Raw genomic sequence first — 23,783 nt, 5'->3', positions numbered from 1 at the left:
CACGACAATTGATTCGATGAAGCGTCTGGACCGCTTCATTCGGTAAATCCGGATTGAAAGAGTAGCTTGATGGCGAAGGCCAGGACACAGTTCATCTGCCAGAATTGCGGCGCGGTTCACAACCGCTGGGCCGGCAAATGCGACAATTGCGGCGAGTGGAACACCATCGTCGAGGAAGACCCGATGGGCGGGATCGGCTCTGGCCCCGGCAAGACGCCGAAGAAGGGCCGGCCGGTGACACTGACGGCGCTGTCGGGTGAGATCGAGGAGGCGCCGCGCATCCACACCGCCATGTCGGAGCTCGACCGGGCGCTCGGCGGCGGCTTCGTGCGCGGCTCCGCGGTGCTGATCGGCGGCGATCCAGGCATCGGCAAATCGACGCTGCTGATGCAGGCGGCGGCAGCGCTCGCCCGGCGCGGCCACAAGATCATCTACGTCTCCGGCGAAGAAGCGGTGGCGCAGGTCCGGTTGCGGGCGCAGCGGCTTGCCGCGGCCGATACCGATGTGATGCTGGCGGCTGAAACCAATGTCGAGGATATTCTGGCGACGCTCGCCGAAGGCAAGCGGCCGGACCTCGTCATCATCGATTCCATCCAGACGTTGTGGAGCGAACTCGCCGAATCCGCTCCGGGAACGGTGACGCAGGTGCGCACCGGCGTGCAGTCGATGATCCGTTTCGCCAAGCAGACGGGTGCGGCCATGGTGCTCGTCGGGCATGTGACCAAGGACGGGCAGATCGCCGGCCCGCGCGTCGTCGAACATATGGTCGATGCCGTGCTCTATTTCGAGGGTGATCGCGGCCACCATTACCGCATCCTGCGCACGGTCAAGAACCGCTTCGGCCCGACAGACGAGATCGGCGTCTTCGAAATGTCGGACCGGGGCTTGCGCGAAGTCGCCAATCCCTCGGAACTCTTTCTCGGCGAACGCAACGAGAAATCGCCGGGTGCAGCGGTCTTCGCCGGCATGGAAGGCACCCGCCCCGTGCTCGTCGAGGTGCAGGCGCTGGTGGCGCCGACTTCGCTCGGTACGCCGCGGCGCGCCGTGGTCGGCTGGGATTCAGCAAGGCTGTCGATGATTCTCGCGGTGCTGGAAGCCCATTGCGGCGTGAGACTCGGCCAGCACGACGTCTATCTCAATATCGCCGGTGGTTACCGCATCTCCGAGCCGGCGGCCGATCTCGCCGTTGCCTCGGCGCTCGTTTCCTCGCTGGCCGGTATTGCCCTTCCCGCCGATTGCGTCTATTTCGGCGAAGTCAGCCTGTCGGGCGCCATTCGGCCGGTTGCGCACACCGCCCAGCGCCTCAAGGAAGCCGAGAAGCTGGGCTTTTCCGCAGCACTGCTTCCGTCCGCTTCCGCCGAACTGCCGAAGAATTCGGGCGGGCGTTGGAGCGAGGTGGAAAACCTGCCGGATCTGGTCGCGCGCATCGCCGGGTCGAAAGGGGCGCTGCGTGTGGAAGACGAGGTTTGATCCTTTCATTGCCAAGATTGGTGATGATATAGGAGGCACACGATAAGGCGCGACACGGCCGCCGAGCGGCAGTCCTGGAGTTGAATTTACATGCCCATTACGATTTTCGACGGTATTGTCATCGGCGTTGTGCTCTTCTCCGCCGTGCTGGCGATGGTCCGCGGCTTCTCGCGCGAGATCCTTTCGATCGCAAGCTGGGGCGGTTCGGCCGCCGCCGCCTACTACCTTTATCCGTACCTGATGCCCTATGCGAAGAAGTACACCGATGACGACCGCATCGCGATCGCCGGGTCGGCGGCCGTCGTTTTCCTGATCGCGCTCATCGTCATCTCCTTCATCACCATGAAGATCGCCGATTTCATCATCGACAGCCGTATCGGCGCGCTCGATCGCACGCTCGGCTTCCTGTTCGGCGCGGCCCGAGGCCTGCTGCTGATGGTCGTCGCCGTCGCCTTCTGGAACTGGCTCGTCGATGTCGAACATCGGCCGGCCTGGGTCAACGAGGCCAAGTCGAAGCCCTTCCTGGATTCGATGGTCGTGAAGCTTAGGGCCGTGTTGCCGGAGCAATTTGCCCAGATGATACAGGCAAGCTTCCGTGATAAGATGCAGTCGCCGGCACAGAGCGGCGAAGGCGCCACGCCGCCGACGACCGACCAGGCGCCGGCAGAAGACGCGCCTGCAGGCGGCGCACAGCAGCCGGCGAATTGACACAGTGTTCAAGATCTTGACTCGCCTTGCGGCAATTGCCATTTGAGCGGGACGTGAAATAAGGGTCCGGCCGGGCATTCCAGCTCCGCCGGACCTCAGCCGTTTCAGAGACCGCGTATCGGCTTTGAAAGCGGTGTCGTTCAGCATGAAGTTATCGGAAAGCTGCTAGATTTCCGATATATGATACTGGAAATGCCGATCCATTCTTGTGAGAGCAGAGGCCCGCAGAAATGAACCAGTCCCATTCCTTGCCAATCGACGATCCGCTCGACGGAGATACGCTGCACGAGGAATGCGGCGTTTTCGGAATTCTGGGACATCCCGATGCCGCAGCCCTTACGGCTCTCGGCCTTCACGCCCTGCAGCACCGGGGACAGGAAGCTGCCGGCATCGTCTCCTTCGACGGCAAGCGCTTCTATCAGGAGCGCCATATGGGCCTCGTCGGCGACCACTATACCAATCCGATGACGCTGGCCCGTCTGCCCGGCGGCATGTCGATCGGCCATACGCGTTACTCCACGACCGGCGAAGTGGCGATGCGCAACGTGCAGCCGCTCTTTGCCGAACTTGAGGAAGGCGGTATCGCCATTGCCCATAACGGCAATTTCACCAATGGCCTGACGCTGCGCCGCCAGATCATCGCGACCGGCGCCATCTGTCAGTCGACATCCGATACCGAAGTCGTTCTCCATCTCATTGCCCGCTCCCGCCACGCTTCCACATCCGACCGCTTCATCGACGCCATCCGCCAGATGGAAGGCGGCTATTCGATGCTCGCCATGACCCGCACCAAGCTCATCGCCGCGCGCGACCCCACCGGTATCCGCCCGCTTGTCATGGGTGAACTCGACGGCAAGCCGATCTTCTGCTCGGAAACCTGCGCGCTCGACATCATCGGTGCCAAGTTCATCCGCGATGTCGAAAACGGCGAGGTCGTCATCTGCGAAATCCAACCGGACGGCTCGATCAGCATCGACGCCCGCAAGCCCGGCAAGCCGCAGCCGGAGCGCCTCTGCCTGTTCGAATATGTCTATTTCGCCCGGCCGGACTCGGTCGTCGGCGGCCGCAACGTCTATACGACGCGCAAGAACATGGGCATGAACCTCGCCAAGGAGGCGCCGGTCGATGCGGATGTGATCGTGCCGGTGCCGGATGGCGGCACGCCCGCGGCTCTCGGCTATGCCCAGGAGAGCGGCATCCCCTTCGAATATGGCATCATCCGCAACCACTATGTCGGGCGCACCTTTATCGAGCCGACGCAGCAGATCCGCGCCTTCGGCGTCAAGCTGAAGCATTCCGCCAACCGGGCGATGATCGAAGGCAAACGTGTGGTGCTGGTCGATGATTCCATCGTGCGCGGCACGACGTCGCTCAAGATCGTGCAGATGATCCGCGAAGCCGGCGCACGCGAGGTCCATGTCCGCGTCGCAAGCCCGATGATCTTCTTCCCCGATTTCTACGGCATCGACACGCCCGATGCCGAAAAGCTGCTGGCAAACCAGTATGCCGACGTCGACGCCATGGCCAAATATATCGGCGCGGATTCGCTGGCCTTCCTGTCGATCAACGGGCTTTATCGCGCCGTCGGCGGCGAGGACCGCAATCCGGCGCGCCCGCAGTTCACCGACCACTACTTCACCGGCGACTATCCGACCCGCCTGCTCGACAAGAACGGCGAGTCGATGGGCAACAAGCTTTCGATGCTTGCCAGCAACGGCTGAGCCCCTTGCTCCTCTGATTTTCCCTTTGAGGGGCCATTGCGCCCCTCACCTTCGCAGCAAATCCGGAACCGGAGCAGATGAACATCAATCTTGAAGGCAGGATCGCGCTGGTGACTGGCGCATCGCGCGGCATCGGCTATTTCACGGCGCTCGAACTCGCGAAGGCGGGCGCCCATGTGATTGCCTGCGCACGCACGGTCGGCGGGCTCGAGGACCTCGACGATGCGATCAAGGCCGTCGGCGGCACCGCGACCCTCGTTCCCTTCGACCTTGCCGACATGAACGCGATCGATGCGCTCGGCGGCTCGATCTTCGAGCGCTGGGGCAAGCTCGACATCCTGGTCGCCAACGCCGGCGTGCTCGGCGTCATCTCGCCGATCGGTCATATCGAAGCGAAGGTGTTCGAGAAGGTGATGACCATCAACGTGACGGCGACCTGGCGGCTGATCCGCTCGGTCGACCCGCTGCTCGCCCGCTCCGACGCCGGTCGCGCCGTCATCCTGTCTTCGGGCGCCGCCCACAAATGCCGGCCGTTCTGGGGCGCCTATTCCGCCTCCAAGGCTGCCGTCGAGGCACTGGCCCGCACATGGGCCGGCGAAAGCCAATCGACGCCGCTGCGCATCACCAGCGTCGATCCAGGCGCGACACGCACGGCGATGCGGGCGCAGGCGGTGCCCGGCGAAGATCCCCGGACGCTGCCGCATCCCTCCGAGATCGCGAAGGCGATCCTGCCGTTGCTCGGCCCCGGCGTGACCGAGACGGGCAAGCTGTTCATCGTGAGGGAGAACAAGCTCGTCGATTACCGGCTGCCGGAATAGACCCCGCGCGTCACTTCGCGGCAACGGCGGGGAACAAATGCGCGAAGCCTGTCTCCGACGGGCATAGGGCATTGAGGTCGACCGGCCCCTGGATGCCGTCCAGTGTGCCGTTATCGGCAAACTGCCAGATTACCCATCGACCGCAACCTTCCTGCGTCGGCTCCTTAAATACGCTTCGTAGCCAAAGGTAGTGTTCGGGGAAGCGGGCTTCATTGCCCTTCAAATATTGATCGAAGAATTCCTGTGTGACGTAGAAGATAGGCTTCTCCGGAAAGGTGCCCTTCAACTCGGTGAAGAAGCCATTCACTTCAGCAGCCATTTCCTCGAGCGTCGGGACCTTGTTGCAATTGCCGACGAACTCCAGATCGACGGCGATGGGCAGAGTTCCCTGCTCCTTCGGCACGGTCGCCAGAACATTCTGCGCCTGATCCTTGCCGGGACGGCAGAAGGTGAAGAAATGATAGGCGCCCCTGACCACCCCGGCGTCTCCGGCGCGCCGCCAGTTGTCAGCAAACCTGGAATCCCTGTGATCGCCGCCTTCGGTCGCCTTCATGATCGCAAAGCGCACGTTCGGCTGCGCGGCAACCGTCTTCCAATCGATGTCGCCCTGGTGATGACTGACATCGATGCCTTGGATCGGATATCGGCTCAAAGGTGGATTGTTGAAGCGAAGCATACCGAAATCGTATGCGAAATATGCAGCGGATGCGACCACTAGAATTGCGGTCGCTCCGATCGTCCAGCGGGCGAGTTTCCGCACCCCTTCCTCCCCTGTTCGGCAATTCGCAAACGGCTACTTGAGATTTGCGCCGCAAAAATGGCTGAGGAATTTCAAGGCCGACATTCCGGTTTCGCCACACGTTCTTTGCTGGAATCGATTCATCGGATGGATAGATCCGGTTGCGCCTCGATCACTTTTCGCCCTCTTGACCGGACGCGCGAACCGGGCCATAAAACGCGGCATGAAAACGGTTATCTGCATTACCTGCCGGAAGATTATTCGCTAGCGCAAGCGCTGGCCCGGCCGTTTTCGTCTCCCCAATAGTCAAGATGCGAAACGCCCCGGTCCGCCGGTCGCAATATTTTTCTGATCGTGCATTTGGGAGAGTGGAATGGACGCGACGCCGGAACTGAAGCTGTACAACACGCTGACGCGGGAAAAATCGGTGTTTGCGCCGATCGATCCAGACAATGTCCGCATGTATGTCTGCGGCCCGACCGTCTATGATTTCGCCCATATCGGCAATGCCCGACCGGTCATCGTCTTCGATGTGCTGTTCCGGCTGCTGCGCCATGTCTACGGCGAAAGCCACGTCACCTATGCCCGCAACATCACCGACGTCGACGACAAGATCAATGCGCGCGCGCTGAGGGATCATCCCGGCCTGCCGCTGAACGATGCGATCCGGGCCGTGACGGAGAAGACCGAGACGCAGTTTCACGCCGACGTCGCCGACCTCGGCTGCCTGGAGCCTGATGTCGAGCCGCGCGCCACCGACAATATCGCAGAGATGATCGAGATCATCGAAAAGCTGATCGGCAATGGCCATGCCTATGTCGCCGCCGGCGAAGTGCTGTTCGACACCAAATCCATGGCCGATTACGGCCAGCTTTCGAAGCGCCCGCTCGACGAGCAGCAGGCCGGCGCCCGCGTCGCCGTCGATGCGCACAAGAAGAACCCCGGCGATTTCGTGCTCTGGAAGCTGTCGAACCATAATGAGCCCGGCTGGGAGAGCCCCTGGGGCCGCGGCCGGCCTGGCTGGCATATCGAGTGCTCCGCCATGAGCAGGCGCTATCTCGGCGATGTCTTCGACATTCACGGCGGCGGGCTGGACCTGATCTTCCCGCATCATGAAAACGAAATCGCCCAGTCGCGCTGCGCCCACGGGACCGAAGTGATGGCGAATGTCTGGATGCACAACGGTTTCGTGCAGGTCGAAGGCCGGAAAATGTCGAAATCCGAAGGCAATTTCGTCACCATCCACGATCTGCTGCACACGGAAACCTTCGGCGGTCGCAAATGGCCGGGCGAGGTGCTGCGCCTGGCGATGCTGATGACGCACTATCGCGAGCCGATCGATTTTTCGATCAAGCGGCTGGAAGAGGCCGAACGGCTGCTGGCCAAATGGCCGGCAACGGAAGCCGGCGATGCAACGCCACACACCAGCGTGCTGAACGCGCTGGCGGACGACCTCAATACAGTCGCCGCCGTGCAGGCGCTACATGCGCTGGCGCAATCCGGCAACGATGCCGTCTTCGCAGCAAGTGCGGCGCTTCTCGGGGTGCTGCCGAAGAAAATAGAAATCGACGAAGCCTTCGCAGCCGCGGTCGATGCGCTGGTCGCCATGCGTCTCGAAATGCTCAAGGCGAAGAATTTCACCGAGGCCGACAAGATCCGCGACGAGTTGACGGCAAAGGGTATCCAGCTCAAGGACGGCAAGGATCCGGTGACGGGCGAGCGCGTGACGACCTGGGAGGTCAAGCGGTAGGATGGGTTGGGCAGCTAGACATACCCCCTCTGCGCGGCCGGGCATCTCCCCCACAAGGGGGTGCCCGCTCGCCCTGATGGAAAGGATCTGACATGACCAAGACCTATACCGGCGGGTGCCAGTGCGGTGCGATCCGTTTTCGCGTCAGCGGCGAACTCAAGGATTCGTCGATCTGTCATTGCCGCATGTGCCAGAAGGCGTTCGGGGCCTATTATGCACCGCTGGTCTCGGTGCGCGGTGCCGACTTTGAATGGACACGGGGAGCGCGCAAGACCTTCCGATCTTCCAATTTTGTCGAGCGCGGTTTCTGCGGCGATTGCGGCACGCCGCTGACCTATGAGGCGCCGGATGGAATGGCGGTTGCGGCGGGCGCATTCGACGATCCGTCCCAGCTGCCGCCGACCATCCAGTGGGGCGTGGAAGGTAAGATCGGCTTCGTCGATCGTCTGCACGAACTGCCGGAAGAGCGGACCGAGGCGGATCTGACGGCAGGCTCTTTCTTGCATGAGCTCGTTTCCTATCAGCATCCCGACCACGACACGCCGGTCTGGCCGCCGGAGGATCGCGCTTGACGGAGACAGCAGCACAGACGGGCGGATGCCAGTGCGGCGCGGTTCGTTACCGCGCCGAAGGCGAACTCGGCTATCCCCACATCTGCCATTGCCGCATGTGCCAGAAGGCGGCCGGCAACTATTTCCTGCCGCTGGCTGCGGCCAAGCGCCAGGATTTCGAGCTGACGCGCGGGGAGCCGAAATGGTTCCGCTCGTCCGATCTCGTGCGGCGTGGCTTCTGCGGCGATTGCGGCACGCCGCTGTTCTACGATATTCCGGAAGCGGATTTCATCAACATCGCGCTCGGCTCGCTCGATGAGCCCGATGCGGTCAAGCCGGTGATGCAATCCAGCACCGACCGCAAGATGTCCTGGTTCCACGCGCTCGACCGACTGCCGGTGGAACCGCAGCCTGAAACGCCCGACCGCGAGAACGCGATTGCGGCAAGCAACCATCAGCATCCCGACCACGACACGAACAGCTGGCCACCCGGAGAAAGCCCATGACGGACAGGATAAGAACAGGCGGATGCCAGTGCGGCGCCGTGCGTTTCCGCATATCGGGCGCGCTGGGGCGACCGTCGATCTGCCATTGCCGCATGTGCCAGAAGCAGTTCGGCGGCTTCTTCTCCGCGCTCGTCACCGCACCCGAGGAAGGGATGGAATGGACGCGCGGCGAGCCGAGCTACTTCCAGTCTTCGGTCAATATCGATCGCGGCTTCTGCAGCAATTGCGGCACGCCGATGACCTATCGCCATCCGGGCGGGCTGGAGCTTGCGATCGGCACGTTCGACGACCGCAGCGATCTCGCGCCGCAGATCCAGGTGAATTACGAGGCTCGCCTGCCCTGGGTCGAGCAGATCTTCGATGCGCCGGTGCTGAAGGATCAGGATTTCTACGCCCGGCAGGAGGCGATCATCACCTTCCAGCACCCCGATCACGATACCGCCGCCTGGCCCGCGAAAGGCGTGAAGATATGATCGAGACACTGCGCACGCTCTATCCCGAAATCGAACCCTATGCCTCCGGCCATCTCGATGTCGGCGACGGTCATGTGATCTATTGGGAGCGCTCGGGAACGCCGGGCGCCAAGCCGGCCGTTTTCCTGCATGGGGGGCCTGGCGGCGGTATTTCGCCCGCCCATCGCCGGCTTTTCGATCCGCACCTATACGACGTCATGCTGTTCGACCAGCGCGGCTGCGGCAGGTCGACGCCGCATGCGGAACTCGATGCCAACACGACCTGGCACCTCGTTGCCGATATCGAACGGCTGCGCGTAATGGCCGGTGTCGAGACCTGGCAGGTGTTCGGCGGCTCCTGGGGCTCGACGCTGGCGCTCGCCTATGCCGAGACGCATCCTGAGCGCGTCTCCGAGCTCATCCTCCGCGGCATCTATACGCTGACCAAGGCGGAGCTCGACTGGTATTATCAATTCGGCGTCTCGGAAATGTTCCCTGATAAGTGGGAGCGCTTCATCGCCCCCATCCCGCCGGAAGAGCGGCATGAGATGATGCATGCCTACCATCGCCGCCTGACGCACGAGGACAGGAGCGTGCGCCTGGGGGCCGCGCGGGCCTGGAGCATCTGGGAAGGCGAAACGATCACGCTTCTGCCGGAACCTTCAACCAGCGGCAAATTCGAGGAGCCGGAATTCGCCTATGCGTTTGCGCGAATCGAGAACCATTTCTTCGTCAATGCCGGCTGGATGGACGAGGGACAGCTGATCCGCGATGCCGGCAAGCTCAAGGATATTCCCGGCGTTATCGTGCATGGCCGCTACGACATGCCCTGCCCGGCCAAATATGCCTGGCTGCTGCACAAGGCCTGGCCGAAAGCGGAGTTCCACCTGATCGAGGGTGCGGGTCACGCCTATTCGGAGCCGGGGATTCTCGATCGGCTGATCCGGGCGACGGATCAGTTTGCCGGGAAGCAAGACTGATTGCCGGGGTCGGGGGCAGCCCCTCACCCTAACCCTCTCCCCGCTCGCGGGGAGAGGGGACGTGCCTCGCGATACGGTGCGGCATTCCCCTTCTCCCCGTCAGAACGGGGAGAAGGTGGCGGCAGCCGGATGAGGGGCAGCATCCGCAGGACAACAGCACCCGCTTGGCGGGAGGAAACGACATGAAAGAACGCATCCACCTCTTCGACACGACGCTCCGGGACGGGCAGCAGACGCCCGGCATCGATTTTTCCGTCGAGGACAAGATTGCGATCGCCGCCATGCTGGATGAGTTCGGCCTCGATTACGTCGAGGGCGGATATCCCGGCGCCAATCCGACGGATACCGCTTTCTTCAGCGAGAAGCGCACCAGCCAGGCGACCTTCGTCGCCTTCGGCATGACGAAGCGGGCGGGCGTTTCGGTTTCCAACGATCCCGGCATTGCCGGGCTGCTGCAGGCCAAAAGCGACGCCATCTGTTTCGTCGCCAAGAGCTGGGATTACCATGTCGCGGTGGCGCTCGGCTGCACCAATGAGGAAAACCTCGAATGTATTGCCGAGAGCGTCAAGGCGGCGGTCGGCGCCGGAAAGGAGGCGATTGTCGATTGCGAACATTTCTTCGACGGATTCAAGGCCAATCCGGCCTATGCGATCGCCTGCGCGAAGACGGCCTATGAGAGCGGTGCGCGCTGGGTCGTGCTCTGCGACACCAATGGCGGCACGCAGCCGCCGGAGGTCCGCGCCATCGTAGAGGCGGTGATCGCCGCCGGTGTTCCCGGCCGCTGTCTGGGCATCCACGCCCATAACGACACCGGCCAGGCGGTTGCCAATTCGCTTGCCGCGGTTGAAGCCGGGGTCCGGCAGATCCAGGGCACGCTGAACGGCATCGGCGAGCGTTGCGGCAATGCCAACCTAGTGACGCTGATCCCGACCCTGGCGCTGAAGAGCGCCTATAACACCCGTTTCGAAACCTCGATCGACGAGGAGCGGCTGCTCAATCTCACCCGGCTCTCGCATGCTTTCGACGAGCTTCTCAACCGCTCACCTGATCATCAGCTGCCCTATGTCGGCGCTTCCGCCTTCGCCACCAAAGCCGGCATTCATGCTTCCGCTCTGATCAAGGATCCACGCACCTATGAACATGTGCCGCCGGAAAGCGTGGGCAATTTCCGCAAGGTCATGGTCTCCGATCAGGGCGGCAAGGCAAACTTCATCAATGCGCTGAAGCGGCGCGGCATTACCGTCGCCAAGGACGATCCGAAGCTCGACCTCTTGATCTCGCTGGTCAAGGAACGTGAATCTATCGGCTACGCCTATGAGGGGGCCGATGCGAGCTTCGAGCTCCTGGCGCACCGCACGCTCGGCACGATCCCGGAATTCTTCACCATCGAAGGCTTCCGCGTGATGATCGAGCGCCGCTTCGACAGTCTTGGGCGTGTGAAGATCGTCTCGGAGGCGGTGGTCAAGATCACCATCGACGGTCAGACGCTGATGTCGGTTGCCGATGCCGAAGGACCGGTCAACGCGCTCGACCTGGCGCTACGCAAGGATTTCGGCAAGTATCAGCACGAGATCGACGATCTGGTGCTCGCCGATTTCAAAGTGCGCATCCTCAATGGCGGCACGGAGGCGATCACGCGCGTGCTGATCGAATCCACCGACAGCGACGGCGTGCGCTGGTGGACGGTCGGCGTCTCGGAGAACATCATCGACGCGTCGTTCCAGGCGCTGATGGATTCCGTCATCTACAAGCTGATGAAGAACCGGCAGCTGGCCGGCAAGATCGCGGCGGAATAAGTCCAATCCGCCGGTTCGGCGAGGCCGCCCCGGCCTCGCCGCCATCCTTCCTCGATCGCTTCGTCTGCCGCGTCAGTTCCTCTGAGCATCGGTTCAACGAAATGAATTGGCCTATTCACGGCGCTTAAGCTAGGCCGGATCAGAAGAAGAACAAAGATGGAAACACCCGATGTCGACCGATGCATCCGTTCCGCTGATGAAGAACGAAGATAGTCCGCGCGGTTTCGCTTTCGCGTTGACAGCCTATCTGCTCTGGGGCTTTCTGCCCTTCTATATGAAGGCGGTCGCGCATATTCCGCCGGCCGAAGTCATCGCCCATCGCATCGTCTGGTCGCTGCCACTGGCCGGCATCGTGTTGGTCCTGCTTGGGCGCACGGCAGATATTCGTGCAGCGCTGCGCTCGCCGCGCATGCTGGCGATGGGGGCGCTGACGGCGTCGCTGATCACCGTCAACTGGGGTACCTATGTCTGGGCGATCGGCGCCGGCCATTCGCTTGATGCAGCGCTTGGCTATTTCATCAATCCGCTGTTCAGCATTTTCCTCGGCGCGGTCCTCCTCAAGGAGAAGCTGCAGCCACTGCAGATCGCCGCGATCGCGCTTGCGGCACTTGCCGTCGCCATTCTCGCATTCGACAGCGGCGGCATTCCATGGGTGGCGCTGACGCTTGCGATCAGCTGGGGTTTCTATGCGCTGCTGCGCAAGACGTTGCCGCTCGGGCCCAACCAGGGCTTCTTCCTCGAGGTTCTGATCCTCAGCGGCCCTGCCCTCGTCTACATCCTCTATCTCGAATATGGCAGCGGCCTGGGCCACTTCTACCGTACCGGCCTTGCCGACACGACCTTGCTGCTCGGCTGCGGTGTCGTTACCGCCGTGCCGCTGATGATCTATGCCAACGGCGCAAAGCTCCTGAAGCTCTCGACGATCGGCATCATGCAATATATCGCGCCGACGATGATCTTTCTGATCGCCGTCTTCGCCTTTCGCGAGCCGCTCGGAACGGCCCGCATGATCGCCTTCCCACTGATCTGGGCTGGGCTTTTCCTCTATAGCTGGTCGATGCTGAAGGGAAGCCGCGGGCGCTGAAGGCGCCTGCCCCCAGCGATGCTGTCGTTGCTGCCGAGCGATCGAACCATCGAAAGCCGGGGCGCATGGCTTAAAGCCAGGACAGCAGCGCCGTGCGGACGACGATCCCGACCAATGCGCTGACGACGGCGATGCCTGCTACCGGCCGGAGCGCCGGTACCGAAGCAATCAGGATGGAAAGACCGGGAAGGTCGAGAGGATTTAGCAGAAGTGCCGACCCATCAATGATTTTCTCAGGCGCCAGGCTCAGTTCCTTGTGGAGGTCAAGTAACAGCGCGACCGCTGCGCTTGACCCTGCCAGGCATTTTGTCAGGAAAAACAGGACATTCTGCTGCGAGACGCCGAACAACTGGAGCACTGGCTGCGCAACGGAAGTGAAGGCCGAAAGTGCGCCTGTGCCTTGGATAAGCCTCACCATCGCCAGTGAGATCACGAGCACCGGCAGAATTGCCGAAATGACCCGAATGGCATCTGCACCGCCGCGGTTGATTGCCGTCAGCAGATCGAGCCTTACGGCGACGTGGTCATCCGCCCTGTGACAGGAACAGATTCCAGACACGGAACGGCGCCCAACCATCCAGCAGGCGAGAGTGGACGCCACAAGCGCTCCGCAAATGCCGTTCACTACGATCAAGCCGGGATCAACACCGAGACTTGCGAGCGGAAAACTGGCATTTGCCGGCGCGGCCGCAAGCACTGCGGCGAAGGCGGCGGCGATAAATCTCTCCGAGGTCCTTTTATGCGCCATGAGCGACAGAGCCGAGACCGGGGCAGCCGAACTGACGAGGCTGAGCTGGATGATCGCCAGGGCTCCGAAACCATCCAGACCGAACAATCTGAAGAGCGGGTTGGCCTTGCCGGCGATCCGTCGCAATGTGCTTATGCCCTCGAGATAGCGCATCAGCGAGAATGTCACGATCATCAGCGGCAGGAAGGTGAATACCGCGATGTCGACCGCACTTCGTCCGGCATCCAGGACGGCATTGATCAGAATTGTCATGGCAGCGAGTTGCTTGAATGGCCATACCGAACTTGCGGCAGGCTGATGGAGGAAGCGGGCTCCGGATATCCGATCCCGGAGCCCGCGTGTTCGAATTCTATTCCGGTTGGAAGGATTCATCGAAGAAGCGGACAACCTCGGAATAGGCCTGCATGCGGGTACTTTCCATCAGAGCGAGGTGCGTCGCCTCGCCGATTTCCACCCAGCGCCTGTAAGAGGCGCCAGTCAGCTGCTCGAAATAAGCCCGCGCCAGGTCAAGCGGAACGTCGATGTCCCATTCACCGTGCAACAGCAGCACCGGCGCTCGGATCTCACTCGGCCGATAGTAGGGATTTCCAGCCCGCCAGTAGCTGCGGATGTCCTGGATCGGCCCGTTGGTCGCCCGGAGTTTGCCTTGCTCCCGGTCAGCCTGCGACGTCTCTTCCGAAAGGGTCAGTTTGGCCCAGAGGTCGAACCAGCCCTCCGGTACAAGACGGCCACGCGCGTGTTCGGGTGCGGTGCTCAGCCAACGCGCCAGCGCCGCATGGACAGGAACAAGCCTGTAGGACCCGAGGACGCCGCCCTGGTCGATCGGGATGGGAACGTCGCTCAGCCATTGCGGCGCGAGCAGCGCGAGCTTGATCACCTTGTCGCCGTTGCGCGCAGCATAAGCGCCGGCCACGGTGCCGCCCCACGACATGGCGAAGACGTTGACGGCCTTCAGACCGCGCAGTCGAAGGACGAAATCGACAGCTGTTGCGAAATCCGCGACCCCGGTGTCGGTGGCGACAAGCGGCGGGTTGAGATCAGGCTCCGCCTGCATTGCCGGCGGGCGGGTCGATTTTCCATAGCCCCGGATATCAACCGCAAAAACATCGAAGCCTTGATGAGCGAGGTAGTCGATGAAGGACATCCCGTTGAAGGGAACATCGTAAAGACTTCCGGAGGAGAAGGTCGCTCCGTGCACCATCACGATCGTCTTCTCTGCGAGAAAGGTCTTGTGATCTTTCCTTCGCTTATTGCGGAGATAGAGCTTGATGCCGTCGGTTCCGCTATCGACGTAATGCTCGTCGAAGACGATCTCGCCTGCGTCAAAAGCTGAAGATGCGAGCTTGTTCTCAAACATAGGACCACCTGAATTTTTCGCCGTCGCGGCTCACATAGCCAGCAGACGAGCCTGGGAAGTGCGTGGAGAAGTAAATGGCGCGGTTATCGGCAGCGAATTCGAGGACACGCCGTCTGGACCGGGCAGCCTGATCAAGGAATTCGCAGAACACCGTGTTGAGGTCGGGACGCTCTACCTGGATCGGGTGGTGCATGACATCACCGGCAAAAATCGCCGCTTCATTGCCCGATTCCAGCAGAACGGACATGTGGCCAATGCTGTGGCCAGGTGTCGGCAAGAAGGTGAATCGGTCCAGGAATGGACCGCCGGCGGCGTCGACGAAATCGGCAAGTCCCGCGTCGATCACGGGCCGGACGCTGTCTTCATAGACGCCGGAACTGGGAATATTGACGTCGTTGTGGCTTGCTGACGACGAGTAGTATTCCTGCTCGGCACGCGGGAAGATGTAGCGCGCATTTTTGAAAGTTGGGACCCATCTCCCGTCTTCAAGCACGGTATTCCAGCCGGAATGATCGACGTGAAGATGAGTGTTGATGACGAAGTCGACGTCTTCCGGGCCGACACCCGCCTGGCGCAGCCTGTCGAGAAAGGGGATGGTCTGATGATGGAAGCTGGGATTGCGCGGTCTTTCCTTGTCATTGCCCGAGCCCGTATCGATCAAGATGACGTGGTCGGGCGTTCTTAGAAGCCAAGTATGTATGCTCACCACAAGGGCATCGCGGCCGTCTTCCATATCGACGGCGGAAAGCCGCGGCTCGACCGCCTTGATCTCCCCGGATCCGGCGGCCGGATAGAGAAACGAGGGCGGCACGTTATGCAGATACTGCTCCTGCACCTTTCTCACCGTCACGCCGGCAATACGATATTCCTTTCCAAGATCGCTCATGGAACTTCCTTTCGAGTTGAACTGGGACCGGGGACAGCGCTGTCTGATGGCTATTGACAATAGGGAGAATTCGCGCAACGATCAAATCGATGAATGAAATTGTCTCCATCGATCATTTCAATTTGTGGTCTTTCGACCTGAACCTGCTCGTTGCGTTCGATGCTCTCATGAAGGAGCGGAGTGTGACCAAAGCTGCTGTCCGTCTGAAAATTCAGCAGCCCGCCATGAGCCACAATCTCGGAACGCTTCGGACATTGCTTCAGGACGAGCTGTTCGTGCGTGTCGGCCAGGTCATGCAGCCCACCCATCGCGCTCTGCGTTTTGCAGAGGCCGTGGAGCAGATCCTCAGCCGTACGCAGCAGGCGATCGTATCGCCTGCGACCTTCGAGCCCGGTGAGGCCGAACAGATATTCCGTATCGGGTTTTCCAGCGAGCTTGAGGTGCTGCTCGTGCCGCGTCTTGCCGCCATGTTGAACGAGACGGCGCCCGGCATCAGGGTGCTTGCCCGTGCGGTCGATCCAGAGATGGTCCACAAGCTTCTGGACGATACCGTCATCGATCTCGGCGTCGGCTGCTACGATGACGGCAACAGCAGACATCGGCGGAGCCTGCTGTTCGAACAATCGCTGATGTGTTGCTACAATCCCAAGCTTCTCGATATCCCCGAACCATTGGATCGCGACAGCTATGTCGGGCTGAAGCACGCCCTGGTTTCGCAGAAGGACGCCATCGAAGGCTGCATTGACGAGGCATTGAAGCGGATCAACGTGCGGCTCGACGTGTCGGTGGCAGCGCCGGAATTCCTGACGGTGCTAACCTCTGTCCTGGAAGCACCCTTAATCGCGACCCTGCCAACCAGAATCGTGAAGCGGTATGCCGGGCTGTTCGGCTTGGCGGTCGCCGACGTTCCCCTCGATCTCACGGTAAGCCCGATATCGATGGTCTGGTCCGCGGCAAGTGACAATGATCCCGCCAATCGATGGATGCGATCGCAGGTGACGCAGCTAGTTGCGGCTTACAGCTGAATTTTCCTGCCAGAAAGCTAGACTGCTCCAGGGTCGCCTGCTCCGCCTACATCTTCGAGATCACCTCGTCCTCGCCGCCGCGGTCGGCGGCGAGCTGAGATGCCTGGGCCATGATCGCCGGGATGACGCCGGAGACGTCGTCGACGACGAGGGGCTGCACCCGGTGGGCGGTGTGCAGGAAACCTTCTTCGGTCATATGGCGCATCAGCTCCATCATCGGATCCCAGAAACCATTGATGTTGGCAAAAACCATTGGCTTCTCGTGGCGCCCGAGCTGCGCCCAGGTCATGATCTCGACGATCTCCTCCAGCGTGCCGATGCCGCCGGGCAGTGCGACGAAGGCATCGGAACGCTCGAACATCGTATGTTTGCGCGCATGCATGTCCGGCGTTACAATGAGTTCGTTGAGCTGACCGAGCGAATGGCGAGTCGCCTCCATATCGATCAGGAATTCCGGGATGATGCCGGTGACCTGACCGCCGCCTGAAAGCACTCCGCTCGCGACCGCGCCCATGATGCCTTTGGTACCCCCGCCATAGACGAGGCGCAGGCCGTATTCGGCGATCTCTCTTCCGAGAGCACGCCCGGCCGCCATGTGGGAAGGATCGCGTCCCGGCCTTGAGCCGCAGTAAACGCAGATGGATCGAATCGATACAGATTGTTCGGTCATAGAGGCAAAACAACTATTCCATTTCAATGCAGTCAAGAAAATTGACTGAAAAGCAGCATGCCTAGCTTGCCTAATTGCTTTGAATGCTTGTGAAAAGCAACGGGAATCGCTAGCAATTTTCGGTACTACGGCAATTTGCCGCCCTGGGAGACATAATGATGAAGAACCGTGCCGGCTTGCTGGCCCTTGCAGTACTCGTAATCGCAATCCTACTGATGGTGTTCGTCGTTATGCCGCGCATCGGCGGCGATGCAACCAAGGTCGGCGACGCCATCAACCAAGCGAGCACGGAGCTCAAGAACACGGTTAACGAAGCGGCAAAGACATCGCGTTCGGCCGTGGCCGACTCGGCTGCGGTCGCTGACCAGCTGGGCCGCCTTTCCGCCGACGCCGGCGTTGCGCTCGGCGAGCTCAAGGCGCTGTTTGCCGACGGCAAAGGCCCGGCCATCGATGTCGTCACCGCCGCCAAGACCAAGACGGTCAATGCGCTCACCGCGCTTGCCGGCTTCACCGTTCCCGAGGGGCTCGACCCCGCAACGCAGGCCGTTGCCGCCAAGGCCAAGGAAGGCGGCGCCAAGGCGCTCGCCATCGTGCAGTCGCTGCCCGAAAATATCTCTGATGCGTCAGCCGCTATTGCCAGGGCCGAGGCGGCGCTGACCGGCGCACCCGAGCCAGCCCCGGAGCGACCACCGCGGCCGCGAATGCCGGCCCGAAACTTCCCGCCTTCGACGTCCTGCGCGTCGAGCCGGACGGATCGACCGTCATCGCCGGCTCCGCCGAGCCGAACGGCAAGCTCGAAGTGCTCGACGGCCAAAAGGTGGTGACGACGGCCGACGTCGGTCCGAGCGGCGATTTCGCCGCCGTCCTCGACAATCCGCTTTCGGCCGGCGACCACCAACTCGTGCTCAAGGTGACGGGCAAGGATGGCAAGACCGCGCTTTCCGAAGAAGTCGCCACCGTCTCCGTGCCGAAGGACGGTAACGGCGCCAACCTGCTCGCCATGGTCTCCAAGCCCGGCGCGGCAAGCCGCATCATTACGGCGCCGAAAGGCGGAACCGAAGTCGCCGACGCCTCCACTCCGGCGGCATCGGACAAGCCGGCAATTGGCGAGACCGCGACCGCACCCGCTGCAACCGATGCTCCTGCGGCAACAGCAGCACCGACCGGTGAGCTGGCGCTGCAGACGCCAGGCCTGCCCGACGCCTCCGCCGGCGGCACGGATGCGGCTCCGGCCGTTCCCGGTGCAGCTTCACCGGGCGCGGCGACTGCGCCCGACGTGAGGGTCAACGCCGTCGAGATCGAGGGCAACAAGATTTTCATTGCCGGCACGGCGCGCGCCAATGCCAAGGTTCTCGGTTATGCCGATGACACTCTTGTCGGCCAGGACACGGCCGGCGCCGACGGCCATTTCGTCATCGATGGCGTCGCGGCACTCTCAGTCGGCGACCACAAGATCCGCGTCGATGTCGTCGACCCGGCGGGCAAGGTAATCGTGCGCGCCGCGGTGAACTTCAACCGCCCGGCGGGAGACCAGGTGAGGGTCGCCGCTCAGGCCGGCCCCGCCGACGTGAACGGCGCCTCCGCGATGGTGCCGCTCGACGAAGGCGAACTCGGCAAGCTCAAAGCCGACGCCGGCAAGGCTTTCGGACTGCTGAAGGGGCTATTTGCCGATGGCAAGCTGCCCGGCGCCGAACAGCTTGCGGCGGCGCGCTCGGCAACGGAATTCGCGCTGCGATCGGTCGCCGACTTCCGCCCGGCAGCGGATGCCTCCGACACCTTCAAGCAGACCTCCAGCTCCTCGTCGCAGACCGCTGCCAAGGCGCTGAAAGTGCTGCAGGATCTGCCGAAGGATGCAACGTCCGTCGGCGCCGGACTGGACGGGCTGGGTGCGATCATCAGCGAACTGACCGACGCGCCGGCCGCGCCCGCCGCAAACGACGCCGCCGGCAGCCAGCCGAAGACGATCGAGCAGGCGCCGCTGACGGCAAACAATGCGGCGGTTATCATCCGTCGCGGCGACACGCTGTGGCAGATCTCGCGGCGGACCTATGGCCTCGGCGTGCGCTATACGACGATCTACATCGCCAACGAGGACAAGATCATCGACCCCGACCGCATCCGTCCCGGCCAGATTTTCGGCCTGCCGAAGGACGCGCTGCCGAACGCCGAGGAACTGCACCGCAAACGGCTCTCCAAGCAGCATCTCTGATAAGCGCGACGCCTCACGGGGTACGTGACATGACGAAGCCGGGCGCCGGGCGGGATAGACGCCCGGCCTCACTTTTCCTGAAGGCCGCACCTGTTGCATTCCTCGGCCCGGCACCCTATGTGGCGGTGGCGTGTCAGGATCGGGGCGCGCGTTTCTGGCGCGCCCCTGGCCCACGCCTTGCCGGACACCGTAGCACCGCAACCGCGACTAATTTCATCCGGGCTGGAGACACGGCATGGCAAACGGCAAGACAGTCTCGGAATCACATCTGCTGCGGACGCTTTTCAACCTCTGGCCCTATATGTGGCCGGCCGGGCGAGCCGATCTCAAGATGCGCGTCGTCTGGGCCTCGGTCTACCTGCTGGTCTCCAAGTTCGTCCTGCTGCTCGTCCCCTATTTCTTCAAGTGGTCCACCGATGCGCTGAACGGCAGGATGGATCTGGCCGGCGCGGTGCCGCCGCTCCTTGCCGGGGCCGTCGCCCTTGTCATTGCCTATAACGTCACCCGGCTGATCCAGCTCGGCCTCAACCAGCTGCGCGACGCGCTCTTTGCCAGCGTCGGCCAGCATGCAGTGCGCCAGCTCGCCTACAAGACATTCGTGCACATGCATGAGCTGTCGCTGCGCTTCCATCTGGAGCGCAAGACCGGCGGGCTGTCGCGCATCATCGAGCGCGGCACCAAGGGCATCGAAACGATCGTGCGTTTCACGATCCTCAATTCCGTCCCGACCGTCATCGAATTCCTGCTGACGGCGGTGATCTTCTGGTGGGGCTATGGCTTCTCCTATCTTGCCGTCACCGCCTTTACCGTCTGGGCCTATATCTGGTTCACCATCCGCGCATCCGATTGGCGCATCGCCATACGCCGGTCGATGAACGACAGCGACACCGACGCCAATACCAAGGCGATCGACTCCCTCCTCAATTTCGAGACCGTCAAATATTTCGGCAATGAGGAAATGGAGGCGAAGCGTTTCGACAAATCGATGGAGCGCTACGAGAAGGCGGCGACCGAGGTCTGGACCTCGCTCGGCTGGCTGAACTTCGGTCAGGGCGTCATCTTCGGCATCGGCACGACGATCATGCTGGTGCTGTCGGCGCTGGCCGTGCAGCGAGGTGAGCAGACGGTCGGCGACTTCGTCTTCGTCAATTCGATGCTGCTGCAGCTTTCAGTACCGCTCAATTTCATCGGTTTCGTCTACCGCGAAATCCGCCAGGGGCTGACCGATATCGAGCAGATGTTCGACTTGCTCGAGGTGGAGGCCGAGGTCAAGGATGCGCCGGACGCCGTCGCGCTTCGGATCGGCCAGGGCGCGATTTCCTTCAAGGACGTGCACTTCGCCTATGATCCGGCCCGTCCCATCCTGAAAGGCATTTCCTTCGAGGTGCCGGCCGGCAAGACGGTCGCCGTCGTCGGCCCGTCGGGTGCTGGCAAATCGACGCTGTCGCGCCTGCTCTACCGTTTCTACGATATCCAGAGCGGCACCATCACGGTCGACGGCCAGGATATCCGCACGGTGACGCAGAAGAGCCTGCGCTCGGTGATCGGGATGGTGCCGCAGGACACGGTGCTGTTTAACGACACGGTTGCCTACAATATCCGCTACGGCCGCACATCGGCCAGCGACGGCGAGGTCTTTGCGGCGGCAGAGGTAGCGCAGATCGCTCATTTCATCGAAACGCTGCCCGAAGGCTTCGAGACCAAGGTCGGCGAGCGCGGACTCAAGCTTTCCGGCGGTGAGAAGCAGCGGGTGGCAATTGCCCGCACCATCCTCAAAGCGCCGCCGATCCTGATCCTCGACGAGGCGACTTCGGCGCTCGACACGACGACGGAGCGGGAAATCCAGACCGCTCTCGATGTGGTTTCGAAGAACCGGACGACGCTTGTTATCGCTCATCGGCTGTCGACGGTCATCGGCGCCGACGAGATCATCGTGCTCAAAAGCGGCGAGATCGCCGAGCGTGGAACGCATGCCGCCCTCCTCGAAAGGAACGGCCTCTATGCCTCGATGTGGAACCGCCAGCGCGAGGCGACACAGGCGGAGGAACATCTGAAGCAGGTGCGCGAAAGCGACGAACTGGGCGTGATCAGCCGGCTCGCCCCGGCAAGCTGAACAGAAAATCGATAACGTCGCTTTTATTGTTCAGAACCCCGGCGTGGGAACCGGGTGTGGTGCCGCAGCATTGCCCTCGATACGGTTTTTCGCTAACCAGCAAAAACGACAACGCAAGGAGACCGGCAGCCATGAGCCTGTTCAACACGGTTCGCAACACGATCGTTCCCGTGCATAAGGAAGGGTATCCCTTCGTAGCCGCCTTCTTCGTCGCCTCGCTGGTTCTCGGCTGGATCTTCAAGCCGCTGTTCTGGATCGGCATGATCTTCACGATCTGGTGCGCCTATTTCTTCCGCGATCCCGAGCGGGTAACCCCCCAGGACGACGATCTCGTCATCTCTCCCGCCGACGGCAAGGTTTCGGCGATCCAGATGGTGACCCCGCCGGCCGAACTCGACCTCGGCTCGGAACCGATGCTGCGCATCTCGGTCTTCATGAACGTCTTCAATTGCCACGTGAACCGGGCGCCGATGCGTGGACGCATCGTCAGCATAAACTACCGCTCGGGCAGCTTCGTCAATGCCGAGCTCGACAAGGCCAGCGAAGACAACGAACGCAACGGGCTGGTAATTGAAACCCGTCACGGCCAGATCGGCGTCGTACAGATTGCCGGCCTCGTGGCGCGGCGCATTCTCTGCTGGGCAAACCCCAACGAGCCGCTGGACGCCGGCGAACGCTTCGGACTGATCCGGTTCGGCTCGCGCCTCGACGTCTTCCTGCCCGCCGGTGCGGCGCCGCGCGTCTCGCTCGGCCAGACGGCGATTGCCGGGGAAACGGTCATCGCCGAGTTCGCCTCCGCCAAGGGTCCCGTCATCAGCCGCCGCAGCTAGGAACGCGATATGGAAACGCCCTTTCCGCCTTTCGAACCCAACGGGCCGGATGATTCCGCCCGCGGTCCGCGTTTGCGCGAGATCCCACTGCGGCTCGTCTTTCCGAACCTCATCACCATCCTGGCCATCTGTGCCGGATTGACCGGCATCCGGCTGGCTTTCGAGAACCGCTACGAGCTTGCGGTCGCCATGGTGCTGCTCGCCGCCTTCCTCGACGGCATCGACGGACGCGTAGCGCGGCTGATGAAGGCGACGTCGAAGTTCGGCGCACAGATGGATTCGCTTGCCGATATCGTCAATTTCGGCGTCGCACCTGCCCTCGTCGTCTATGTCTTCGCCCTCGACCAGGCCCGTTCGCTCGGCTGGATCGCCGCGCTGATCTATGCGATCGCCGCAGGCCTTCGCCTTGCCCGCTTCAACGTCATGGCCGAGCGTGAAAACAAGGCGAGCTGGCAGTCGGAATATTTTGTCGGTGTACCTGCGCCGGCCGGCGCCATGCTGGTCTTGCTGCCGGTCTATCTCGGCTTCCTGGGGCTGGCGACGGACCGCACCTTCGCCTATATCTCGGCGGTCTACACCGTCTGCATCGCCTTCCTGCTGATCAGCCGGCTGCCGGTCTGGTCGGGCAAATCGGAAGGCAACCGGCTGCGGCGCGATCTCGTGCTGCCGATGATGCTCGGCGTCGTGCTCTATGTGGCTCTGCTGATGAGCTACACCTGGGAGGTGATGGTCTTCACCGTTGCCGCCTATCTCGTCTCCCTTCCCTTCGGCGCGCGCAAATGGCGGCGGAAATACGGAACGTTGACGATCGAGGAACCGGGTGTCGGCGACGACGATATCGGTCGCCACATCTGACCCGAAGCATTTCCCCGGTTTTTGAGCCATGGAAAATGCTTCCCTATCCCTTTGTTCTCAGGCGCTCCGCGGAAAAAGTCGCGCTCTGCGAAAAAGCGCGGCCCCACTTTTGTTGGAACACCTCCCTTCAGTAAGTATTAACCAACGTAGGCTTCAGTTAAGCCTCGCGAATTATGGTGTGTGTTTACAAATCCTGATCGGCTGCGTCGCCGTTTCGTCGCTATTTGTAACCAAACAACAGATCAGGGAAGAACCACGAATGGAGAGTAGCGTGACCTCGAAGAAGAGCAGTGGCGAAGAGCAGCAGGCAACCAAGCCTGACCTCACCGCCAATTATCGCCCCGTCGGCCTGAAGGCCGTTGCCGCTGCATCGCTGATGGCGAAGAACAAGCCGGACAACGTCAAGAAATCGGCTTGAAACAGCGCGGTTCAGCGACCGGCGCCTCAGCTGTTCGATCTCCGGCATGTCTCGAACCCAAGACTGCGCCATGCTTCCGATGCCGGCGGCAGCCACC

21 protein-coding genes and 1 pseudogene are annotated in these 23,783 nt (G+C 62.0%); 17 read left to right on the top strand and 5 right to left on the bottom strand.

The features are described from left to right. Window positions 1-69: 69 nt before the first annotated feature. The 4 genes from radA to J0663_RS16070 all read left to right on the top strand — a co-directional run bounded on the left by radA (window position 70) and on the right by J0663_RS16070 (window position 4,717). On the top strand, window positions 70-1,470 hold the full coding sequence (gene radA, locus J0663_RS16085; protein ID WP_207241298.1) for a DNA repair protein RadA: 1,401 nt from the start codon (window positions 70-72) through the stop codon (window positions 1,468-1,470). Window positions 1,471-1,560: 90 nt separating this feature from the next. After that, on the top strand, window positions 1,561-2,178 hold the full coding sequence (locus tag J0663_RS16080; protein ID WP_207241297.1) for a CvpA family protein: 618 nt from the start codon (window positions 1,561-1,563) through the stop codon (window positions 2,176-2,178). A gap of 230 nt (window positions 2,179-2,408) precedes the next feature. Further along, complete coding sequence (gene purF, locus J0663_RS16075; RefSeq protein ID WP_207241296.1) at window positions 2,409-3,899, top strand: amidophosphoribosyltransferase; 1,491 nt, start codon at window positions 2,409-2,411, stop codon at window positions 3,897-3,899. A 77-nt stretch (window positions 3,900-3,976) separates the two neighbouring features. Then, complete coding sequence (locus J0663_RS16070; protein ID WP_207241295.1) at window positions 3,977-4,717, top strand: SDR family NAD(P)-dependent oxidoreductase; 741 nt, start codon at window positions 3,977-3,979, stop codon at window positions 4,715-4,717. A gap of 10 nt (window positions 4,718-4,727) precedes the next feature. Here J0663_RS16070 and J0663_RS16065 read toward each other — a convergent pair whose 3' ends face one another. Then, complete coding sequence (locus J0663_RS16065) at window positions 4,728-5,477, bottom strand: glycoside hydrolase family 25 protein (protein ID WP_207241294.1); 750 nt, start codon at window positions 5,475-5,477, stop codon at window positions 4,728-4,730. A gap of 352 nt (window positions 5,478-5,829) precedes the next feature. On the opposite strand from J0663_RS16065, the gene cysS reads away from it, so the two are divergent. From cysS to rarD, 7 genes are all read left to right on the top strand, one after another. After that, window positions 5,830-7,206 carry a cysteine--tRNA ligase gene (gene cysS / locus J0663_RS16060; protein ID WP_207241293.1) on the top strand — a complete coding sequence of 459 codons (1,377 nt, stop codon included), beginning with the start codon at window positions 5,830-5,832 and terminating at the stop codon, window positions 7,204-7,206. A gap of 92 nt (window positions 7,207-7,298) precedes the next feature. Beyond that, window positions 7,299-7,778 (top strand): GFA family protein, encoded by a 480-nt coding sequence (locus J0663_RS16055; RefSeq protein WP_207241292.1) that lies wholly within the window; start codon window positions 7,299-7,301, stop codon window positions 7,776-7,778. Further along, the gene (locus J0663_RS16050; RefSeq protein WP_207241291.1) at window positions 7,775-8,263 is read left to right on the top strand and encodes a GFA family protein; all 489 of its coding nucleotides are present in this window, start codon (window positions 7,775-7,777) and stop codon (window positions 8,261-8,263) included. The genes J0663_RS16055 and J0663_RS16050 overlap by 4 nt, the downstream gene beginning before the upstream one ends. Continuing rightward, the gene (locus J0663_RS16045) at window positions 8,260-8,736 is read left to right on the top strand and encodes a GFA family protein (RefSeq protein ID WP_207241290.1); all 477 of its coding nucleotides are present in this window, start codon (window positions 8,260-8,262) and stop codon (window positions 8,734-8,736) included. Before J0663_RS16050 ends, J0663_RS16045 begins: the two co-directional genes overlap by 4 nt. Continuing rightward, entirely contained in the window at window positions 8,733-9,695 is a 963-nt protein-coding gene (gene pip, locus J0663_RS16040; protein ID WP_207241289.1) for a prolyl aminopeptidase, read from the top strand. Before J0663_RS16045 ends, pip begins: the two co-directional genes overlap by 4 nt. Before the next feature lie 182 nt (window positions 9,696-9,877). Further along, on the top strand, window positions 9,878-11,491 hold the full coding sequence (cimA, locus tag J0663_RS16035; RefSeq protein WP_207241288.1) for a citramalate synthase: 1,614 nt from the start codon (window positions 9,878-9,880) through the stop codon (window positions 11,489-11,491). Between the two features lie 169 nt (window positions 11,492-11,660). Further along, window positions 11,661-12,575: an EamA family transporter RarD gene (rarD, locus tag J0663_RS16030; protein WP_207241287.1), complete on the top strand. Its 915-nt coding sequence runs from the start codon at window positions 11,661-11,663 to the stop codon at window positions 12,573-12,575. A gap of 70 nt (window positions 12,576-12,645) precedes the next feature. Here the strand turns inward: rarD and J0663_RS16025 are convergent, their stop codons facing one another. The 3 genes from J0663_RS16025 to J0663_RS16015 all read right to left on the bottom strand — a co-directional run bounded on the left by J0663_RS16025 (window position 12,646) and on the right by J0663_RS16015 (window position 15,644). Next, window positions 12,646-13,575: a hypothetical protein gene (locus tag J0663_RS16025; protein WP_207241286.1), complete on the bottom strand. Its 930-nt coding sequence runs from the start codon at window positions 13,573-13,575 to the stop codon at window positions 12,646-12,648. 97 nt (window positions 13,576-13,672) lie between these two features. Further along, window positions 13,673-14,680: an alpha/beta hydrolase gene (locus J0663_RS16020; RefSeq protein ID WP_207241285.1), complete on the bottom strand. Its 1,008-nt coding sequence runs from the start codon at window positions 14,678-14,680 to the stop codon at window positions 13,673-13,675. After that, window positions 14,673-15,644, bottom strand: coding sequence for an MBL fold metallo-hydrolase (locus J0663_RS16015; RefSeq protein ID WP_246590301.1), 972 nt, complete (start codon window positions 15,642-15,644; stop codon window positions 14,673-14,675). The genes J0663_RS16020 and J0663_RS16015 overlap by 8 nt, the downstream gene beginning before the upstream one ends. Before the next feature lie 11 nt (window positions 15,645-15,655). Between J0663_RS16015 and J0663_RS16010 the strand changes: the two genes are divergently transcribed. Next, entirely contained in the window at window positions 15,656-16,591 is a 936-nt protein-coding gene (locus J0663_RS16010) for a LysR family transcriptional regulator (protein ID WP_207241284.1), read from the top strand. Between the two features lie 46 nt (window positions 16,592-16,637). Here J0663_RS16010 and J0663_RS16005 read toward each other — a convergent pair whose 3' ends face one another. Continuing rightward, window positions 16,638-17,261 (bottom strand): LOG family protein, encoded by a 624-nt coding sequence (locus J0663_RS16005; protein WP_207241283.1) that lies wholly within the window; start codon window positions 17,259-17,261, stop codon window positions 16,638-16,640. 155 nt (window positions 17,262-17,416) lie between these two features. Here J0663_RS16005 and J0663_RS16000 point away from each other — a divergent pair. The 5 genes and pseudogenes from J0663_RS16000 (at window position 17,417) to J0663_RS15980 (ending at window position 23,686) form a co-directional block, all read left to right on the top strand. Beyond that, a pseudogene (locus J0663_RS16000) lies at window positions 17,417-19,470 on the top strand (LysM peptidoglycan-binding domain-containing protein). Between the two features lie 235 nt (window positions 19,471-19,705). Beyond that, complete coding sequence (locus J0663_RS15995; protein WP_207241282.1) at window positions 19,706-21,583, top strand: ABCB family ABC transporter ATP-binding protein/permease; 1,878 nt, start codon at window positions 19,706-19,708, stop codon at window positions 21,581-21,583. A 131-nt stretch (window positions 21,584-21,714) separates the two neighbouring features. After that, window positions 21,715-22,413, top strand: coding sequence for a phosphatidylserine decarboxylase (locus J0663_RS15990; RefSeq protein WP_207241281.1), 699 nt, complete (start codon window positions 21,715-21,717; stop codon window positions 22,411-22,413). Between the two features lie 9 nt (window positions 22,414-22,422). Further along, window positions 22,423-23,268: a CDP-diacylglycerol--serine O-phosphatidyltransferase gene (pssA, locus tag J0663_RS15985; protein ID WP_207241280.1), complete on the top strand. Its 846-nt coding sequence runs from the start codon at window positions 22,423-22,425 to the stop codon at window positions 23,266-23,268. A 271-nt stretch (window positions 23,269-23,539) separates the two neighbouring features. Beyond that, window positions 23,540-23,686, top strand: a complete 147-nt coding sequence (locus J0663_RS15980; protein WP_207241279.1) for a hypothetical protein — start codon at window positions 23,540-23,542, stop codon at window positions 23,684-23,686. Window positions 23,687-23,783 lie beyond the last annotated feature (97 nt).

Source organism: Rhizobium lentis, assembly GCF_017352135.1.
GTDB classification, from domain to species: Bacteria; Pseudomonadota; Alphaproteobacteria; order Rhizobiales; family Rhizobiaceae; genus Rhizobium; species Rhizobium lentis.
This window is presented reverse-complemented; position numbering and strand designations above follow the sequence as displayed.

Bases quoted from the DNA above. Each gene is read 5' to 3' on its own strand.
- J0663_RS16020 (WP_207241285.1), bottom strand. From the start codon at position 14,680: ATGTTTGAGAACAAGCTCGCATCTTCAGCTTTTGACGCAGGCGAGATC.
- J0663_RS15995 (WP_207241282.1), top strand. From the start codon at position 19,706: ATGGCAAACGGCAAGACAGTCTCGGAATCACATCTGCTGCGGACGCTT.
- cysS (WP_207241293.1), top strand. From the start codon at position 5,830: ATGGACGCGACGCCGGAACTGAAGCTGTACAACACGCTGACGCGGGAA.
- radA (WP_207241298.1), top strand. From the start codon at position 70: ATGGCGAAGGCCAGGACACAGTTCATCTGCCAGAATTGCGGCGCGGTT.
- J0663_RS15990 (WP_207241281.1), top strand. From the start codon at position 21,715: ATGAGCCTGTTCAACACGGTTCGCAACACGATCGTTCCCGTGCATAAG.
- J0663_RS16070 (WP_207241295.1), top strand. From the start codon at position 3,977: ATGAACATCAATCTTGAAGGCAGGATCGCGCTGGTGACTGGCGCATCG.
- J0663_RS16080 (WP_207241297.1), top strand. From the start codon at position 1,561: ATGCCCATTACGATTTTCGACGGTATTGTCATCGGCGTTGTGCTCTTC.
- cimA (WP_207241288.1), top strand. From the start codon at position 9,878: ATGAAAGAACGCATCCACCTCTTCGACACGACGCTCCGGGACGGGCAG.
- pssA (WP_207241280.1), top strand. From the start codon at position 22,423: ATGGAAACGCCCTTTCCGCCTTTCGAACCCAACGGGCCGGATGATTCC.
- J0663_RS16045 (WP_207241290.1), top strand. From the start codon at position 8,260: ATGACGGACAGGATAAGAACAGGCGGATGCCAGTGCGGCGCCGTGCGT.
- rarD (WP_207241287.1), top strand. From the start codon at position 11,661: ATGTCGACCGATGCATCCGTTCCGCTGATGAAGAACGAAGATAGTCCG.
- purF (WP_207241296.1), top strand. From the start codon at position 2,409: ATGAACCAGTCCCATTCCTTGCCAATCGACGATCCGCTCGACGGAGAT.
- J0663_RS16055 (WP_207241292.1), top strand. From the start codon at position 7,299: ATGACCAAGACCTATACCGGCGGGTGCCAGTGCGGTGCGATCCGTTTT.
- pip (WP_207241289.1), top strand. From the start codon at position 8,733: ATGATCGAGACACTGCGCACGCTCTATCCCGAAATCGAACCCTATGCC.
- J0663_RS16010 (WP_207241284.1), top strand. From the start codon at position 15,656: ATGAATGAAATTGTCTCCATCGATCATTTCAATTTGTGGTCTTTCGAC.
- J0663_RS16025 (WP_207241286.1), bottom strand. From the start codon at position 13,575: ATGACAATTCTGATCAATGCCGTCCTGGATGCCGGACGAAGTGCGGTC.
- J0663_RS16005 (WP_207241283.1), bottom strand. From the start codon at position 17,261: ATGACCGAACAATCTGTATCGATTCGATCCATCTGCGTTTACTGCGGC.